Genomic DNA, 15,289 nt, shown 5'->3' with positions numbered 1-15,289 from the left:
CGTTTTCGGGGTCGGGGGTGGGGGCGGGGGCCCGGTGCGGCCCGTGCGTTGGGGGGGGGGGTGGGGGGGCCCCCGCGGGGGGGGGGGGGGGGCGGGGGGGGGGGGGGGGGCGGCGGGCCCCCCCCCCCCCCACTCCGTTTTGTCCGCTCGCCGAGCCGGGTAAGGTTAGGTTAGCCTCACCGGTGAATCGGGTCGATTGCGTCGGAAAGGGCAGCAGCCCCAGGGTTCCGTCCGCTGTGGACGGTACCCGGCGCAATCCGGATCCCCACAGGCCTCGGGAGGTGAACCGCGTGTACGTCTGCTCCTGCTTCGGCATTACGGAACAGCAGGTCAAGGAGCACGCGGCGGCGGGTGCCTGTACGCCCCGCCAGATCGCCTCGGCCTCGAAGGCGGGGACCGACTGCGGTTCGTGCGTCCGCCGGATCCAGTCCATCCTGGGCCGGGGGAGCTGCCCTCGGCGTGAGCTGATCGACCAGGGCCGGCCCGCACTGGCGGCCGTCACGGACGCCCCGTCCGGAGCGGAAGCCGCCACCCCCGCAGCCGTGCCCGCCGGGCCCAAGGTGCCCGGGATTCCCGGGGCGCCGGGTGTGCCGGGTGTGCCGGGGATTCCTGTGGTTCCGGCTGTGCCGGGTGTGCCCGGCACGGGCGCGGGGCTGGGCGAGGCCGCGTAGCTCCCCGGCGGTGGCCGGTGGGCGCGGTCAGCTCTCCGGCTGCTCGATGAGCTGCGCGATATAGAGCGGCTCCCCGAGCTTGTCGATCAGGGCGAGCTGGGTGTCGAGGTAGTCGATGTGGTGCTCCTCGTCCTCCAGGATCGACTCGAAGATATTCGCCGAGGTGATGTCCCCCTTGGCGCGCATCACGTCGATACCCCGCTTGAGGCGGTCGATCGCCTCCACTTCGACCTGGCGGTCGGCCTGGAACATCTCCGTCACGGTCTGTCCGACCCGGACATGGAACAGCCGCTGGTAGTTCGGCAGACCGTCGAGGAAGAGGATCCGGTCGGTCAGCACCTCGGCGTGCTTCATCTCGTCGAACGATTCCGCGCGGGTGTACTTGGCGAGCTTGGTCCAGCCGAAGTTCTCCTGCATCTTGGCGTGCAGGAAGTACTGGTTGATGGCCGTCAGCTCGGCGGTGAGCTGCTCGTTCAGAAACTCGATGACCTCGGGGTCGCCCTGCATCGCAGCGGCTCCTTCCACGGGAGTGGTGAGTGTGGGCCAGGTGCGCGCATCCTTGCACCGGCATCGGGAGCCGTCCAGTAAGTGCCTCCTTAGTAGGAGTTGCCCGAATCGACCCAGACCCGGTCATCACCACCCCTCCCGGTCTGTCACCATGGAAGACATGGGTCAGCCGGAGAACAGGAGCCGCCGAGCAGCAGTGGAATCCGAGCTTCCACCAGGTCAGCGGCTTCAGCGCGGCTGGCCGGTCACCCACTACGGACCGGTTCCCAAGTTCCGTCCGGAGCGCTGGGAGTTCCGCGTCTTCGGTGCCACGGCCGACGGCGACAAGCGTTGCTGGACCCATGAGGAGTTCTCGGCGCTGCCCTTCTCGACGGTCGTGGCCGATCTGCACTGCGTGACGAAGTTCAGCATGCTGGGGGCCGAATGGGGCGGGGTGCCCGCCCGGACGATCGCCGCGCTGGCGCCGCCCGCCGCCGATGTCACCCATGTCATGGTCTGGGCCGAGTACGGATTCAGTGCGAATATGCGGCTCGCCGACTTCGTCTCGGAGCGGTCGATTTTCGCCACCCACAAGGACGGTGAGCTGCTCACTGCGGAGCACGGCTTTCCGCTGCGGCTGGTGGTACCCCATCTGTACGCCTGGAAGGGGCCGAAGTGGGTCCGGGGCGTCGAGTACATGACGGCCGACCGCCGTGGCTTCTGGGAGGAGCGGGGGTATCACAACGTCGGAGACCCCTGGCGGGAGCAGCGGTACTCCTACCAGGAGGAACCGGGCGACGGCCCCGAGCTGTGACGGCCCGGGGCCCTCTTTCGACCGATCGATTGACTCGTGTCACCGAAGAGGGGCGCCCGCCGATGGCTGTCGTACCCCGGCCGGCCCGCGCCGATGGACCGGCCGGCGGAATCCGGTACTCCGGCAGGGTGCCCGACGGCACGGCTCCCACGCCCGGCGTGTCGCCGGGGGAGCGGGCGGCCCTCGGTGCCCCCGGTCAGGCGGATGCCGCCCCGGCCTCGGGCCCCCGCTGCCGCAACTCCTTCAGCAGGGCGATATCCGCCGCGTACTTCTCCTGGCCACCGGGCGTTTCGATGATGAGCGGTACGCCCTCGGCCGCCGGGTGGTGCAGCAGCTCCCGGAAGGGTTCCGCGCCGATATGCCCCGAGCCGATGTTCTCGTGTCGGTCCCTGCGGGAGCCGCCGGCCTCCTTGGAGTCGTTGGCGTGGATCAGCCCGAGCCGCCCCTCGCCGACCGTCGCCACCAGCGCGTCCAGGGTCTCGGACATCCCCCGCGGCGCCGCCAGATCGTGCCCCGCCGCGTACACATGGCAGGTGTCGAGACAGACACCGAGCCGCGGATGGAACTCCAGGGCCTCGAAGTACGGTCCGAAGTCCGCCACCCGGGAGCAGAGCGAAGCGCCCTGGCCCGCCGTCCCCTCCAGCAGCAGCATCGGATCGCCGTCCTCGGTCAGCTCGTCCAGCAGCGGTAGCACCAGCTCCCTGACCTGGGCGAGCGCCGTCTCCCGGGAGCGACCGCCGGTCGCCGAGCCGGTGTGCACCACCACGCCCCGGGCGCCGATCTCCCGGCCCCGGCGCAGCGAGTGCCGCATGGACACGACCGACCGGCGCGCGGTCTCCTCGGTGTGCGAACCGAAGTTGATCAGATAGGGCGCGTGGATCCACGGCGAAATCCCCTCCGCGGCGCACTGCTCCCGGAACGCTTCGTCCTGGGCCGGACGGCCGTCCGGTACGGCCCAGCCCCGCGGATTGGCGACGAAGACCTGGACGGCCTCGGCCCCGATCTCACGGGCGTACCCGAGTCCGCTGGTGGCGAGACCGCCGGCCACGGGGACATGGCCGCCGACGGGATTGCGCATGGGTGCTTCCGGTGTCCTTCCGATGCGTTGCACGGGACGGCGGTTCTTCCGCGGTGCCGTACGGCGGTTCTGTTCGCGATGCCGTGTGCTGTGGGGCTCTGCCCGCCGTGCGGTACGGCTTAGAGGCCCTTCAAGGTGATGGTGACCGTGCTGCCCTCGGGGGCCCGCTCGTCGGCTGACGGTGACTGGCCCGCAACCTTGTCCCCCAGATACGGGAAGGACTCCTCCACCTTCACCTTGAAGCCCGCCGCCTCCAGCTCCCGGCGCGCGTCGCCCTCGGACGAGCCGGAGACATCGGGGACGGCGACCATTCTGGGGCCCTTGGAGACCGTGAGGGTGACGGTGTCGCCGGTGGCGAGCCGGGTGCCCTCGGGCGCCGACTGACGGGCGACCGTCCCCGCGGCCTCGGGGGAATTGACCTGATCGGGCTCCACGGCGACCTCGAAACCGGCACCCTCCAGAGCGGCCGTCGCCTCGGCGACCGGATCGCCCGTGACATCCGGCACCTCGACGGGCGCGCCCTTGCTGACGACCAGGGAGACCGCCGTATCGGGACGGCGCCCGGTGCCGGCCGCCGGATCCGTACGGATCACCGCGCCCCGCGGGACCTCGGCACTGAACTCCTCGGAGACCGAGCCGGGGGCGAATCCGGCCTTGCGGAGCCGCTCCTCGGCCTTTTCCTGCGGAACGTCCTCGAGGGACGGCACCCGGACGATCTCCGGGCCGCGTGAGACGACGAGCGTCACCGAGCCGTTGCCCCGGATCCGCTCGTTGGTCACGGGGTCCGACCAGATGACGGAGCCCCGCTCGACGGTATCGCTGAACTCGCGCCGGACGCCCTTCACCCCGAGGCCGGCGTCCTCGATGCGCTTCTCCGCCGCGGCCTCGGTCAGGCCGATCACGGCGGGGACGCGGGTGAACTGACCGGAGTTGATGTACCAGACGCCGCCGGCGACACCGAAGACCGCGAGCACCGCCACCATGATCGTGATCATGCCCCGGCGCGTCAGCCGGGGAAGGTCCCGGCGCCCCGCGCCGACCCGCCCGGCGGCGGGCAGCGGCGGCGTCGCCAGCCTGGCCGTGCGCTGGACCCGCTGCTCGTCGGGGAGGACCCCGGAGGTCCACGGAATGACGTCCGTACGCTCTTCGGAGCCCGTACGACGGGCCCGTCCGCCGCGCGTACCGGAGGGTGCGTCACCGGCTTCCCGGGCGCCGGGCGGCAGCAGGTCGAGCTGCTCGTCGTCGAGGGCGGCACGGGCCGCTCGGGTCTGCGCGAGCAGCGCCACCGCGTCGTACGGACGGACATCGGGCGTGCGCGCGGTCGCGCTCGCCACCAGCTCGTCCAGTTCCAGGGCAAGCCCCGGCACCGCGGCCGACGGCGCCGGAACGGAGTCGTGGAGATGCTGGTAGAGAACCTGGGCGGGGGTGTCGCCCGCATACGGTTTGGCGCCGGTGAGCATCTCGTACAGCACGACCCCGCAGGCGTACACGTCGGAGCGGGTGTCGGTGGTGCCTTCTTCGATCTGTTCGGGCGCGAGATAGGAGACCGTACCCAGGACGCTGCCGGTGGTGTTCGTCACCGAACCGACGGCACGTACCAGCCCGAAATCGGCGACCTTGACCCGGCCGTCGTCCCCTATCAGCACATTCTCCGGTTTGACGTCCCGGTGGACGAAGCCCGCCCGATGGGCCGCGCCGAGCGCCGCGAGAACCGGCTCCAGGATGTCCAGCGCCGCCCGCGGACGGAGCGCGCCGCGCTCGCGCAGCACGTCCCGCAGGGTGCATCCGGCGACGTACTCCATGGCCAGATAGACATAGGCGCCCTGCGCGCCCTGGTCGAACACCCCCACCACATTGGGGTGCGACAGCCGGGCGACGGATTTGGCCTCCCGGATGAACCGCGCCACGAAGGTCGCGTCCGTCGCCAGCGCCGGATGCATCACCTTCAGCGCCAGCTCACGGTCCAGCCGGGTGTCCAGGGCCCGGTAGACCGTGGCCATCCCGCCGACGGCGATGCGCTCGTCGACGCGGTATCGGCCGTCGAGCACCTGCCCGACGAGGGGGTCCTGAAGGGTCGTGTCCACAGGCCGATTCTACGAGCCCGGACCGACAGCCCCGTCGCCGTCGGTCCCGGCACCGCCGTGACCGGGGCGGGATCGGGTCGGGAACGGTGCCGAGCTGTGACGCTCCGCCCGTGCGGCCGAGCGCCTCCCCGGGCGGCCTGCCCCCGGCCGCGACGGTGCCGCCGGACCCGCCGGGGCCGCCCGGGGCCGGGCTCAGCGGGCCGACCCGGTGCCGGGTCCGTCCGGGGTCCCGAACGCCGGGCGCTCCGGATCCGGGTCCGCCGGGTCCCTGCCGTCCCTGCCGTCACCCGCGTCCGGGCCCAGTGCCGCGATTCCGGACGCGGGGGAGGAGGCGCGGGCGAAGTGGCGGCGCGGGATACGGCCCGCGCGGTGGGCAAGCCGTCCCGCCTCGACTCCGTACCGCATCGCCTCGGCCATCAGCACCGGCTCCTGGGCGCGGGTCACGGCCGATGCGAGCATCACCGCGGCGCAGCCCAGCTCCATCGCCAGGACCGCGTCGGACGCCGTCCCGGCGCCCGCGTCCAGAATGACCGGCACTCCGGCGCTCTCCACGATCAACTGGAAGTTGTGCGGATTGCGGATGCCGAGGCCCGAGCCGATGGGGGAGCCCAGCGGCATGATCGCCGCGCAGCCGGCGTCCTCCAGCTTCCGGGCCAGCACCGGATCGTCATTGGTGTACGGGAGGACGGTGAAGCCGTCGTCGACGAGGGTCTCGGCCGCGTCGAGCAGCTCCACCGGGTCGGGCAGCAGGGTCCGTTCGTCGGCCACGACCTCCAGTTTCACCCAGTCGGTCCCGAGGGCCTCCCGGGCGAGCCGGGCGGTGAGCACGGCCTCCCCGGCGGTGAAGCAGCCCGCGGTGTTCGGCAGGACGGCGATGCCGAGCCGGTCGAGGACGGAGAGCACCGAACCGTGGACCGTGGGGTCGACGCGGCGCATGGCGACGGTGGTGAGGCGGGTACCGCTGGCGACCAGGGCGCGTTCCAGCACGTCGAGACTGGGCGCACCGCCCGTACCCATGATCAGCCGGGAGCCGAAGGTGGTGCCGGCGATGGTGAACGGATCACGGCCCGGTGCCGGATCCGGGGCCGGCGCGGCGGGTGACGGCGCCGGGCCGGTGCGGTGCGCCGTGGCGCCGTTGCGGGAGCGGGGGGCGGCCGGGGGCGGCGGCGGGGCGAGATCGGACACGGCCGGTCAGCCGCCCTGGACCGCGGTGAGGACCTCGACGCGGTCGCCGTCGCCGAGGAAGGTGCCGGGCCACTGGCCGCGGGGCACGACCGTCTCGTTGACCGCGGCGGCGACCCCGGCCGGTGCCGGGGTGAGCGTGGCGACGAGGGCGTCGAGAGTGGTTCCGGTGGCGAGTTCACGCCACTCGCCGTTGACGGAGACGAGCGGGGGAATGCTGTTCATACGAGTTGCTCCTGGGAGGCGGGGGCGGCGGGGAGGAAGCGGTCGGGGGTGAAGGGATGGACTTCCTCGGGGAGGGCGCCGGTGGCGAGCGCCGTCGCGATCGCATCGCCGGTCAGAGGAGTGAGGAGGACGCCGTTGCGGTAGTGGCCGGTGGCCAGCAGCAGTCCGGGCAGCGCGCTCGGGCCCAGCAGTGGGGCGTTGTCCGGAGAGCCGGGGCGGAGTCCGGCCCGGACCTCGGTCAGCGGCAGTTCGGTGATGCCGGGGACCAGTTCGTGCGCATCGCGCAGCAGTTCGTAGACCCCGCCCGCGGTGACGGTGGTGTCGAAGCCCAGCTCCTCGCTGGTCGCTCCGACGACCAGCTCGCCGTCGGCCCGGGGGACGAGATAGACGTGGCTGCCGCGGACGACGGCGCGCACGGTCCGGGAGAGGAAGGGGGCGAGCGGCGGGGGTACGGCCAGCCGGAGCACCTGCCCCTTCACCGGGCGTACGGGTGGCACGGCATCGGGGGGCAGCCCGGCCAGCCGGCCGCTGAGACTGCCCCCGGCGAGCACGGTCTGCCCGGCGCGCAGTTCGGTGCCGTCGCCGAGGAGCGCGCCCGCGGCCCGGTCGCGCTCCACCAGCAGCCGGTCGGCCCGGCTCCGGTGGAGGTGCACCCCGGCGCGTTCGCAGGCGGTGACCAGTGCCGCCGTCAGCCGCCGGGGGTCGACCTGGTGGTCGCCGTCGACCCGGAGCCCGCCGCGGACCCCGGGGGCGAGCATGGGTTCCAGGCGGCGGCACTCCCGGCCGGTCAGCCACTGCGAGTCCAGCCCGGACCGCTGTTGGAGGGCGTGGAGTTCCCGCAGATGGGCGCGGTCGTCGGCGTCGAGGGCGACGGCGAGGGTGCCGCAGGCGCGGTAGCCGACGGAGTGCCCGCTCACCTCCTCCAGTTCGGCGGCGAAGGCGGGATAGCGCCGGGCGGATTCCAGATTGAGGGCCAGCAGGGTCTGCTCGCCGTAGTGGAGTTCGGTGACGGCCGCGAGCATGCCCGCCGCCACTCCGGCCGCGCCGCCGCCCGGCTCCGGGTCGGCGACGGTGACCTTCAGCCCGCGCTGCGCGGACCGCCAGGCGACGGCGAGCCCGATGATCCCGCCCCCGATGACGAGCACATCGTCCCGGCTCCCGGCCCGGTCGGGTGCGGGTGGTGCCACGATGCGGGGTGACGGGGAGCGCGGCGCGGCTTCCTCGGGCGGCGCGGCCGGCCGTGCGGCGGCCGGTGCGGATGCTTCGGGGGTACGCGACATGGGCGTCCAGCCCCTCCCTTCGCCGGCATGACCCGGATCAGGTTCGTACGGTCGGAGGCCGGTCAGCCTCCCTCTCAGCCCGGTCCGTCCGGGCTCCCGCGAGTGCTTTACGGTGGCCAGCCTAACCCCCGGGTCCGCAGCGGAGTAAGACGGTCGGGGCGGCTGCACCGGGCCGGTCCGCAGGGGACGCCCGGACACGAGGAGAGGCTTTCACCCATGGCGGGCTCACTGGACGGACGTGTGCTGTCCCCGGTCGCCGATCAGGCGCCGGGCCAGGTCGGCACCCGTACCCGATTCGACTACCACGAGGAGGAGGGCCGGATCTGGGCCGAGTACGAGGGGGGCGACGTGGTCCACGGCCGTCTGGTCGGCACCAGGGAGGGCGACCGCCTCGACTTCCGCTATGTGCAGCTCAAGACCGACGGCGGCACCTCGTCGGGCCACTGCGTCTCCACCGTCGTCGAACTGCCCGACGGGCGGCTGAGGCTGGAGGAGAGCTGGTCCTGGGAGTCCCGGGACGGCAGTGGTACGAGCGTGGTGGAGGAGCTGCCCTGACCGCGGCTGTCCGGGGCCCCATATCCCTGATGGAATGTCAGGTGCTTAAGGTGGAGGGGTGAACGATCAGCAGACGGAGCGGGTGCGGCAGCCGGCGGGCGTGGTCGTCGTCGGTGCGGGCATGGCCGGGGTGCAGACGGCGGTCGCCCTGCGGGAGCTGGGCCACAACGGCTCCGTGACGGTGATCGGGGCCGAGCCCCACCAGCCGTACGACCGGCCGCCGCTCTCCAAGGCGGTCCTGCTCGGGACGGCCGAGGGATCCGCCTTCGAGGTGGACTTCGAGGGGCTCGGGATCGAACTGCGCCTCGGGCTCGCCGTGACCGGGCTGCGCGCCGCCGCCCGGGAGCTGGACACGGAGGCCGGGCCCGTCCCGTACGACGTCCTCGTCCTCGCCACCGGTGCCGAGCCCGTGGCCCTGCCCGGTGCGGAGGGCGTGCCCGGGGTCCATCTGCTGCGGACCCTGGACGACGCCGAACGGCTCAGGCCGGTGCTCGCCCGGCAGCACGACGTCGTGGTCGTCGGTGCCGGTTGGATCGGGGCGGAGTTCGCCACCGCGGCCCGCGCCGCGGGCTGTGCGGTCACCGTCGTGGAGGCCGCCGGGCGGCCGCTGGCGGGCGCGCTGCCCGCCGAGGTCACCACCCCGATGGCCGACTGGTACGCCGAAGCCGGGGCCGAGCTGATCACCGATGCCCGGGTGGCGTCGGTGGAGCCCGGGGCCGTGGTCCTGTCCTGCGGTCGCCGGATCGCCGCGGGCGCCGTCGTCGTCGGTATCGGGGCCCGTCCCGCCACGGCCTGGCTGGCCGGTTCCGGCATCGCGACCGGCCCCGACGGTTCGGTCACCGCGGACGAAGGACTGCGCACCGGTCTGCCCGGGGTGTACGCGGTCGGGGACTGCGCCTCCTTCCCCTCCGCCCGCTACGGCCGACGTCTGCTCGTCCACCACTGGGACAATGCCCTCCAGGGCCCGCGCACGGTCGCCGCCAACATCATCGGAGACCTGGAGGCGGCCGCCCGCCCCGAGGACGCACCGCCCGGACCCGCCGCGGCCCCCGCCGTCTACGACCCCGTGCCGTACTTCTGGTCCGAGCAGTTCGGCCGCTTCGTGCAGTACGCGGGCGACCACGCCGGGGCCGACACCCTCCTGCGGCGCGGCGATCCCGCCGACGCCGCCTGGTCCGTGCTCTGGCTCCGGGACGGCGCGCTGGTCGCGGTACTCGCCGTGGGACGGCCCCGCGACCTGTCCCAGGGCCGCCGGATCATCCAGTCGGGCGGACGGCTGGATCCGGTCGCCGCGGCGGACCCCGCGACCCCCCTGAAGGCCGCCGCCCGCTGATCCGGCCCGGGTTCCGGCGGTGCTCCGGCCGCCGCCGCCGGCCGGCCGCCGGGTGCGGCGTGGGCCGGATGGCCGCTGTCCGAGGGGGCTCCCGCTACCCACTGTCGGCCCCAGATGGCACGCTTGTCCTGTGACCGAGATTGACGAAAAGATTGATGCCCTCGTGCCCGCCTGGCTCACGCTTCCCGATATCGCGGAGAAGCTGGATGTCGAGGTGACACGGGTGCGACAGCTTGTGAAGGAAGGCGGCCTGATCGCGGTGCGCCGCGGAGAGAACCGGGTTCTCCAGGTCCCCGCCGCGTTCATCAGCGGTGAGAAGGTCGTCAAGGGCCTTGCCGGCACCCTGACCCTGCTCAAGGACGACGGCTTCACCGACGAAGAGATGCTGGAGTGGCTCTTCACCCCCGACCCGACCCTCCCGGGCACCCCTGCCCAGGCCCTCAGTGAGAACCGCGGTACGGAAGTGAAGCGACGGGCCCAGGCGCTCGCCGTCTGACTCCGCCGCGGGTCCCCGGCAACCGGCGACCCGGCCCGGCGGGCGACCCGGGCCGGCGGCTGGCCGCCCGGGGCCGCGAGCCGGTGCCCGGTGTCGGCCCCGCCCGCGGGACGCCGCGGACCGGGGCGCTGCCCGGCTCCCCGCCGGTCCGGCCCTGCCCGCCTCCGGTCCGGCGCCTGCCCTGCTCCGGTACGCGGTCGGGTCCGACCGCCGGGCGCCGCACCGCTACCACCGGGTACTTTGCCGGGCCGGGCCCGACCGCGTACCGCCGAACCACCCCTGGGGGAATCCACCATGCCCGCGACACCGCACCACCGCGCCCGGCTCGCCGACGCCCGGCTCTATCTCTGCACGGACGCCCGGACCCGCCAGGGCGACCTCCCCGAGTTCCTCGACGCGGTGCTCTCCTCAGGCGTCGATATCGTCCAGCTCCGCGACAAGGGCCTGGAGGCGGCCGAGGAACTGGCGCATCTGGAGGTCTTCGCCGACGCCTGCCGCCGCCACGGCGCCCTCCTCGCGGTCAACGACCGCGCCGATGTCGCCCATGCCGCCGGTGCCGACGTCCTCCACCTCGGCCAGGGCGATCTGCCCGTACCCGCCGCCCGCGCCCTGCTGGGCGACGGGATCCTCGTCGGCCGCTCCACCCACAGCACCGCCGAGGCCGGGGCCGCCGCGCTCCAGCCCGGCGCGGACTACTTCTGCACCGGCCCCTGCTGGCCCACCCCCACCAAGCCCGGCCGGCACGCACCCGGCCTGGACCTGGTCCGGGCGACCGCCGCCCTGGACACCGACCGGCCCTGGTTCGCCATCGGAGGCATCGACGAGGGCAACCTCGACCAGGTGCTGGACGCCGGGGCCCGCCGGATCGTCGTCGTCCGGGCCGTCACCGAGGCCGACGACCCGGGTGCCGCAGCCGCCCGTCTCAGCAAGCGGATACGGGAACGCTGTGACCAGCCATGACGTGAACCGGGCCTGTCCGAAGGATGGACTGCGGTTGGGACACCTCCGTCCCCCCGATAACCTGCGAGTATGGCCCTAGGAACAGCATCGACCAGGACGGACCGGGCGCGGACCGTTCGCGAGGTTCTCGCGACCGGGCGGACGTCCCACTCCTTCGAATTCTGGGCGCCCAAGACCGAGAAGGGCGAGCGGAACCTCTGGAACGCGCTACGGCGGGTGGAGGCCGTCGCACCGAGCTTCGTCTCCGTCACCTACGGCGCGGGTGGCTCGACCCGCGCGGGCACGGTGCGGGCGACCGAGCAGATCGCCTCCGACACCACCCTGACCCCCGTGGCCCACCTCACCGCGGTCAACCACTCCATCGCCGAACTCCGCAATATGATCGGCCAGTACGCCGATGCCGGGATCCGCAATATCCTCGCCGTCCGCGGCGACCCGCCCGGCGATCCGATGGGCGAGTGGGTCCGCCATCCGGAGGGTGTGACCTACGCCGCCGAACTGGTCCGGCTCATCAAGGAGTCCGGCGACTTCTGCGTCGGTGTCGCGGCCTTCCCCGAGATGCATCCGCGCTCCGCCGACTGGGACACCGACGTCCGTCACTTCGTCGACAAGTGCCGGGCCGGGGCGGACTACGCCATCACCCAGATGTTCTTCCGGCCCGCGGACTACCTGACACTGCGCGACCGGGTGACGGCGGCGGACTGCGACACCCCGATCATCCCCGAGATCATGCCCATCACCAGCGTCGGACAACTGGAACGATTCGCTCAGCTCAGCAATGCGGCGGTCCCGCCGGAACTGAAAGAACGCATCCTCGCGGTCAAGGACGATCCGGCGGCTGTACGCTCCATAGGTATCGAGTTCGCAACGGAGTTCTGCGCGGAGCTGCTCTCGGAGGGTGTGCCGGGGCTGCACTTCATCACTCTCAACAACTCCACCGCGACGCTTGAGATCTACGAGAATCTCGGACTGCACGAGCAGGTGTGACCGGCCGTACCCGACGACGGCCGGAGGAGAGGGGCGGGGATGGGTCTTACGGTCCTCTACATCGCTTTCGGCGTCGTGGCGCTGTGGCTGCTGGGTGAGGTGCTGCTGCAGTACAAGGCGCGGCTGCGCTGGCGGCTCCTCGCCTTCGGCGGCTTCCTCACGGTCGTCCTGGGCGTTCTGGTGGCCTCCCAGGTGGTCATCGTCCTCGGCACGCTCGCCTTCGCCGTGGGGCAGACGTATGTGACGCTCTCCTTCCGGAAGGGCTTCTCCACCGGCTGGGCGATCGGCGGCCGTCCGGGCGCCAGCCGCCGCCGCAGGGACGGTGCGAAGGAGCCCCGCCCGGCGGCCGCGGACCGGGCCTCCGGCGAGGAGACCGGCCCCCGGCGGGCGTACGGTGCCGACGGCATCGCCCACACCGACGGTGCTGACGGTATCGGCGATATCGACGGCTTTGACGGTATCGGCGTTCCGGATGCCGGGGACCGGGGATTCCCGGCCACCCCCGAGGCCGGCGTTCTCACCGGAGCCGGACCCGGACCCGGTGCGAGTGCCGGAGCAGGCGCGGGAGCGGCGGGCGTCGCCGGTTCGGTGTACGAGCCGCAGCCGATGCCCGACGAGACCGGTCAGTACGGTGTCTACAGCGACACCGCCTACCTGCCCACGGTGCAGCAGCAGGACGGCGTCCTGCCGGACGGCACCCCGGACGGCGGTGCCTACGACAGCGGCTACGCCCCGTACTACGGTGAACACTCCGCCCCCGACGCGCCGGCCGGAGCCCCCGGCGGCTACGACTTCGGCGGTGAACAGCAGCAGTACCCCGCCTACTCGGATCCGTACGTGGGCGGCGCCCAGCAGTACACCCCCTACGAAGGCGGCTACGACAGCTTCGGCAACCCCCAGCCGTACGGCGCGCAGGACCCCTCCGGCTACTACCCGCAGGACGGGCTGACGGACACTCCGCCCGGCGGGGTGTGGGTGCCTCAGCAGCGGGACAACGAAGCGGCGCAGCATCCGGGCCCCGATGGCGAACAGCCCCCGTACGACTACGGCCAGGGCGAAGGCCACGGCCACGGCCAGGGGTACGACAACGAGCAGCAGCAGTACCGCTACTGACCCGGCGCCCGGACCCGGCGGAGCACCGGCCGGGTCCGCTGCCCGGGGCACCACGCGACCGGGTACCGGCCGATGGGCCCGCCGGACCTCCGGCGGGCCCATCGGCATGCGGGACGACCGGTGCCCCCGCGGCTCACCGGGAGCCGCGGAATCCCGCGCCCTCCACGATCAGACCGGCGACCAGCGCCCCCGACATTCCCTCGTGCGCCAGCCCGCCGCCCGGGTGGGCCCGGCCGCCGACGAGATACAGCCCCGGCAGCCGGGTGCTGTTCGCCGGATGCAGCCAGCGGCCCCCGGGCCCGGCCAGCGCGGGCGCCGGCAGGGCACCCGTCTCCGCGGGCGTCAGAACCTCCCGCCACAGCAGCCGTTCCCGCAGCGCCCCCGCCCCGCCGAAGCCGGGGTCCGCGGCGGCGACCGTGTCGATCAGCGTCTCCGCGACCCGCTCACGCAACGCCTTGTCGGTCCAGTCGGGGCCGGTCCCGGGAGCGCCCGGCGCATGGTGCCCGGCGACCGTCGCGGTCAGGGTGACGGCCTCATGCCTGTCGTCCGGGCGGCTCAGCGGATCATCCGGCCGCAGTACCGTCACCGTGGGCCGGTCCGCGATACCGCCGCCGAACACGGCCGCCGCCTCCGCCGACGGGTCGGGGGAGTGCACCACGCTCCGATGGGCCACGCCCGCCCCGGCCGCGCCCCGCAGCGCCAGCAGGACCGTGAACCGGCCGGGCGGCACCCGCTCCGGGAGCCGGACGTCCCCGTCCGACCAGAGCACGTCCGCCCCCTCGGTCAGCAGCGCCGCCGTGTCCGCGCCCGCGACCACATGATCCGCGGCCACGGCCGTGCCGTCGGCCAGGACGATCCCGCCGGCCCGGCCCTCCCGGACCGTGATCGACACCACCTCCGAGCCGAAGGCGAACTCCACCCGGCGCTTGCGGCACCGCTCGTACACGGCCCGCGCCAGCTCCCGCAGCCCGCCCGCCACGTACCAGGTGCCGAAGGTCTGCTCCAGATACGGCAGCACGGCGGCGCTCGCCGGGGCGTGGCGGGGGTCGAGCCCGTAGGCCAGGGCGTACCAGGAGAAGAGCGCGGCGAGCCGCGGATCGGCCAGCTCCCGAGTACCGACCTCGGCGACCGTCGACGCCCGGCGGGTCCGGAGGAAGGACCGCCGTTGCAGGGCCGGGTAGGGGTCGCGCTCCAGTACCTGCCAGTCGGCCCGGAGCGGCTCCTCCAGCAGCGGACGGCGGGAGCGGTCCCAGGCGTCCCTGGCCCGGCCGAGGAAATCCCCCCACCGGCTGCCCGCACCGGTGCCGAGTGCCCCGTCCAGTGCGGAGACGATTCCGGCGCGGGAGGCGTCCGGCAGCTCCACGACGGTGCCGTCGGCGAAGAGATGGCGGCTCGCGGGCGAGACCGGGACCAGGCCGATGCAGTCCTCCAGCGGCTCCTTGCCCGTCTTCAGGAAGAGATCGCGCCAGACTGCGGGCAGATGGAGCAGCCCGGGACCGGTGTCGAAGACGAACCCGTCCCGCTCCAGGACGCCGAGCGCGCCCCCGTACGTCCCCGAACGCTCGTACACCGTCACCCGGTGGCCGGCCACGGCCAGCCGGGCGGCGGCCGCCATCGCGCCCATTCCGGCGCCGATCACCGCAATCCTTGCCATGTCCGTGACTCTATCGACCGCCGTCGGCCGTCCGGGCACCTGCCCGGCCCTGCCCGCCCCCGTACGCGTCTCCGTGACGGGTGGGGCGGCGGAGGCCTGAGTATGCGTACCTAGCCACGCAGATGAGTAGGTATGCGGATGGGACCGGACCCCGCGGGGCGGGAGAGTGGAACCACCGAAGGGGAGAGGGCCGGTACCGCAAACACGGGGTTGCGGAACGGCAGGCTCCGCGGAGGGAACGGGGTGCAGTACGGAGGACTTCGCCAGAGGTTCTCCACGACCGCGGGGGAACAGCGGTTACGGGGCCGGACGGCCACGGGGGTCTCGGGGGAGACGGACGTCCGGAGCGGGAAACAGGGGGAACGGCCGTG

15 protein-coding genes and 1 riboswitch are annotated in these 15,289 nt (G+C 73.2%); of the genes, 8 read left to right on the top strand and 7 right to left on the bottom strand.

All coding sequences use genetic code 11. From position 1 onward, the window contains the following. The first annotated feature begins 281 nt into the window (after positions 1-281). The gene (locus ACIQ9E_RS19395) at positions 282-671 is read left to right on the top strand and encodes a (2Fe-2S)-binding protein (RefSeq protein ID WP_403708549.1); all 390 of its coding nucleotides are present in this window, start codon (positions 282-284) and stop codon (positions 669-671) included. A 27-nt stretch (positions 672-698) separates the two neighbouring features. Here ACIQ9E_RS19395 and bfr read toward each other — a convergent pair whose 3' ends face one another. Continuing rightward, on the bottom strand, positions 699-1,178 hold the full coding sequence (gene bfr, locus ACIQ9E_RS19390) for a bacterioferritin (RefSeq protein ID WP_006349764.1): 480 nt from the start codon (positions 1,176-1,178) through the stop codon (positions 699-701). Between the two features lie 160 nt (positions 1,179-1,338). Here bfr and ACIQ9E_RS19385 point away from each other — a divergent pair, with 160 nt between their 5' ends. Further along, entirely contained in the window at positions 1,339-1,971 is a 633-nt protein-coding gene (locus ACIQ9E_RS19385; protein ID WP_403708547.1) for a sulfite oxidase-like oxidoreductase, read from the top strand. Positions 1,972-2,167: 196 nt separating this feature from the next. On the opposite strand, the gene ACIQ9E_RS19380 is transcribed toward ACIQ9E_RS19385, so the two are convergent. The 5 genes from ACIQ9E_RS19380 to thiO form a co-directional block, all read right to left on the bottom strand. Continuing rightward, complete coding sequence (locus tag ACIQ9E_RS19380) at positions 2,168-3,049, bottom strand: deoxyribonuclease IV (protein WP_403708545.1); 882 nt, start codon at positions 3,047-3,049, stop codon at positions 2,168-2,170. A gap of 119 nt (positions 3,050-3,168) precedes the next feature. Further along, the gene (gene pknB / locus ACIQ9E_RS19375) at positions 3,169-5,133 is read right to left on the bottom strand and encodes a Stk1 family PASTA domain-containing Ser/Thr kinase (RefSeq protein ID WP_403708543.1); all 1,965 of its coding nucleotides are present in this window, start codon (positions 5,131-5,133) and stop codon (positions 3,169-3,171) included. A gap of 192 nt (positions 5,134-5,325) precedes the next feature. Next, on the bottom strand, positions 5,326-6,183 hold the full coding sequence (locus ACIQ9E_RS19370) for a thiazole synthase (protein WP_403708842.1): 858 nt from the start codon (positions 6,181-6,183) through the stop codon (positions 5,326-5,328). A 141-nt stretch (positions 6,184-6,324) separates the two neighbouring features. Next, on the bottom strand, positions 6,325-6,540 hold the full coding sequence (gene thiS, locus ACIQ9E_RS19365) for a sulfur carrier protein ThiS (RefSeq protein WP_403708541.1): 216 nt from the start codon (positions 6,538-6,540) through the stop codon (positions 6,325-6,327). Then, positions 6,537-7,820 carry a glycine oxidase ThiO gene (gene thiO / locus ACIQ9E_RS19360; protein WP_403708539.1) on the bottom strand — a complete coding sequence of 428 codons (1,284 nt, stop codon included), beginning with the start codon at positions 7,818-7,820 and terminating at the stop codon, positions 6,537-6,539. Before thiO ends, thiS begins: the two co-directional genes overlap by 4 nt. Beyond that, positions 7,818-7,930, bottom strand: a riboswitch (TPP riboswitch). (Overlaps the previous gene by 3 nt.) A 106-nt stretch (positions 7,931-8,036) precedes the next feature. On the opposite strand from thiO, the gene ACIQ9E_RS19355 reads away from it, so the two are divergent. The 6 genes from ACIQ9E_RS19355 to ACIQ9E_RS19330 all read left to right on the top strand — a co-directional run bounded on the left by ACIQ9E_RS19355 (position 8,037) and on the right by ACIQ9E_RS19330 (position 13,264). Beyond that, positions 8,037-8,375, top strand: a complete 339-nt coding sequence (locus ACIQ9E_RS19355; protein ID WP_403708537.1) for a hypothetical protein — start codon at positions 8,037-8,039, stop codon at positions 8,373-8,375. 121 nt (positions 8,376-8,496) lie between these two features. After that, the gene (locus ACIQ9E_RS19350) at positions 8,497-9,708 is read left to right on the top strand and encodes an NAD(P)/FAD-dependent oxidoreductase (protein WP_403708840.1); all 1,212 of its coding nucleotides are present in this window, start codon (positions 8,497-8,499) and stop codon (positions 9,706-9,708) included. A gap of 130 nt (positions 9,709-9,838) precedes the next feature. Then, complete coding sequence (locus ACIQ9E_RS19345; RefSeq protein WP_366257779.1) at positions 9,839-10,204, top strand: Rv2175c family DNA-binding protein; 366 nt, start codon at positions 9,839-9,841, stop codon at positions 10,202-10,204. A 294-nt stretch (positions 10,205-10,498) separates the two neighbouring features. Continuing rightward, complete coding sequence (gene thiE, locus ACIQ9E_RS19340; RefSeq protein WP_403708534.1) at positions 10,499-11,164, top strand: thiamine phosphate synthase; 666 nt, start codon at positions 10,499-10,501, stop codon at positions 11,162-11,164. 69 nt (positions 11,165-11,233) lie between these two features. Continuing rightward, positions 11,234-12,151, top strand: coding sequence for a methylenetetrahydrofolate reductase [NAD(P)H] (gene metF, locus ACIQ9E_RS19335; protein WP_403708532.1), 918 nt, complete (start codon positions 11,234-11,236; stop codon positions 12,149-12,151). Positions 12,152-12,190: 39 nt separating this feature from the next. Beyond that, positions 12,191-13,264, top strand: coding sequence for a hypothetical protein (locus tag ACIQ9E_RS19330; RefSeq protein ID WP_403708530.1), 1,074 nt, complete (start codon positions 12,191-12,193; stop codon positions 13,262-13,264). Positions 13,265-13,397: 133 nt separating this feature from the next. On the opposite strand, the gene ACIQ9E_RS19325 is transcribed toward ACIQ9E_RS19330, so the two are convergent. Continuing rightward, a complete protein-coding gene (locus tag ACIQ9E_RS19325) occupies positions 13,398-14,918 on the bottom strand; it encodes a phytoene desaturase family protein (RefSeq protein WP_403708528.1) in 1,521 nt (506 codons plus the stop codon). Positions 14,919-15,289 lie beyond the last annotated feature (371 nt).

The organism is Streptomyces sp. NPDC094448 (assembly GCF_044763775.1).
GTDB lineage: Bacteria > Actinomycetota > Actinomycetes > Streptomycetales > Streptomycetaceae > Streptomyces.
Note: the sequence above shows the minus strand (reverse complement) of the source record. Positions and strands in the feature narration are given on the sequence as shown.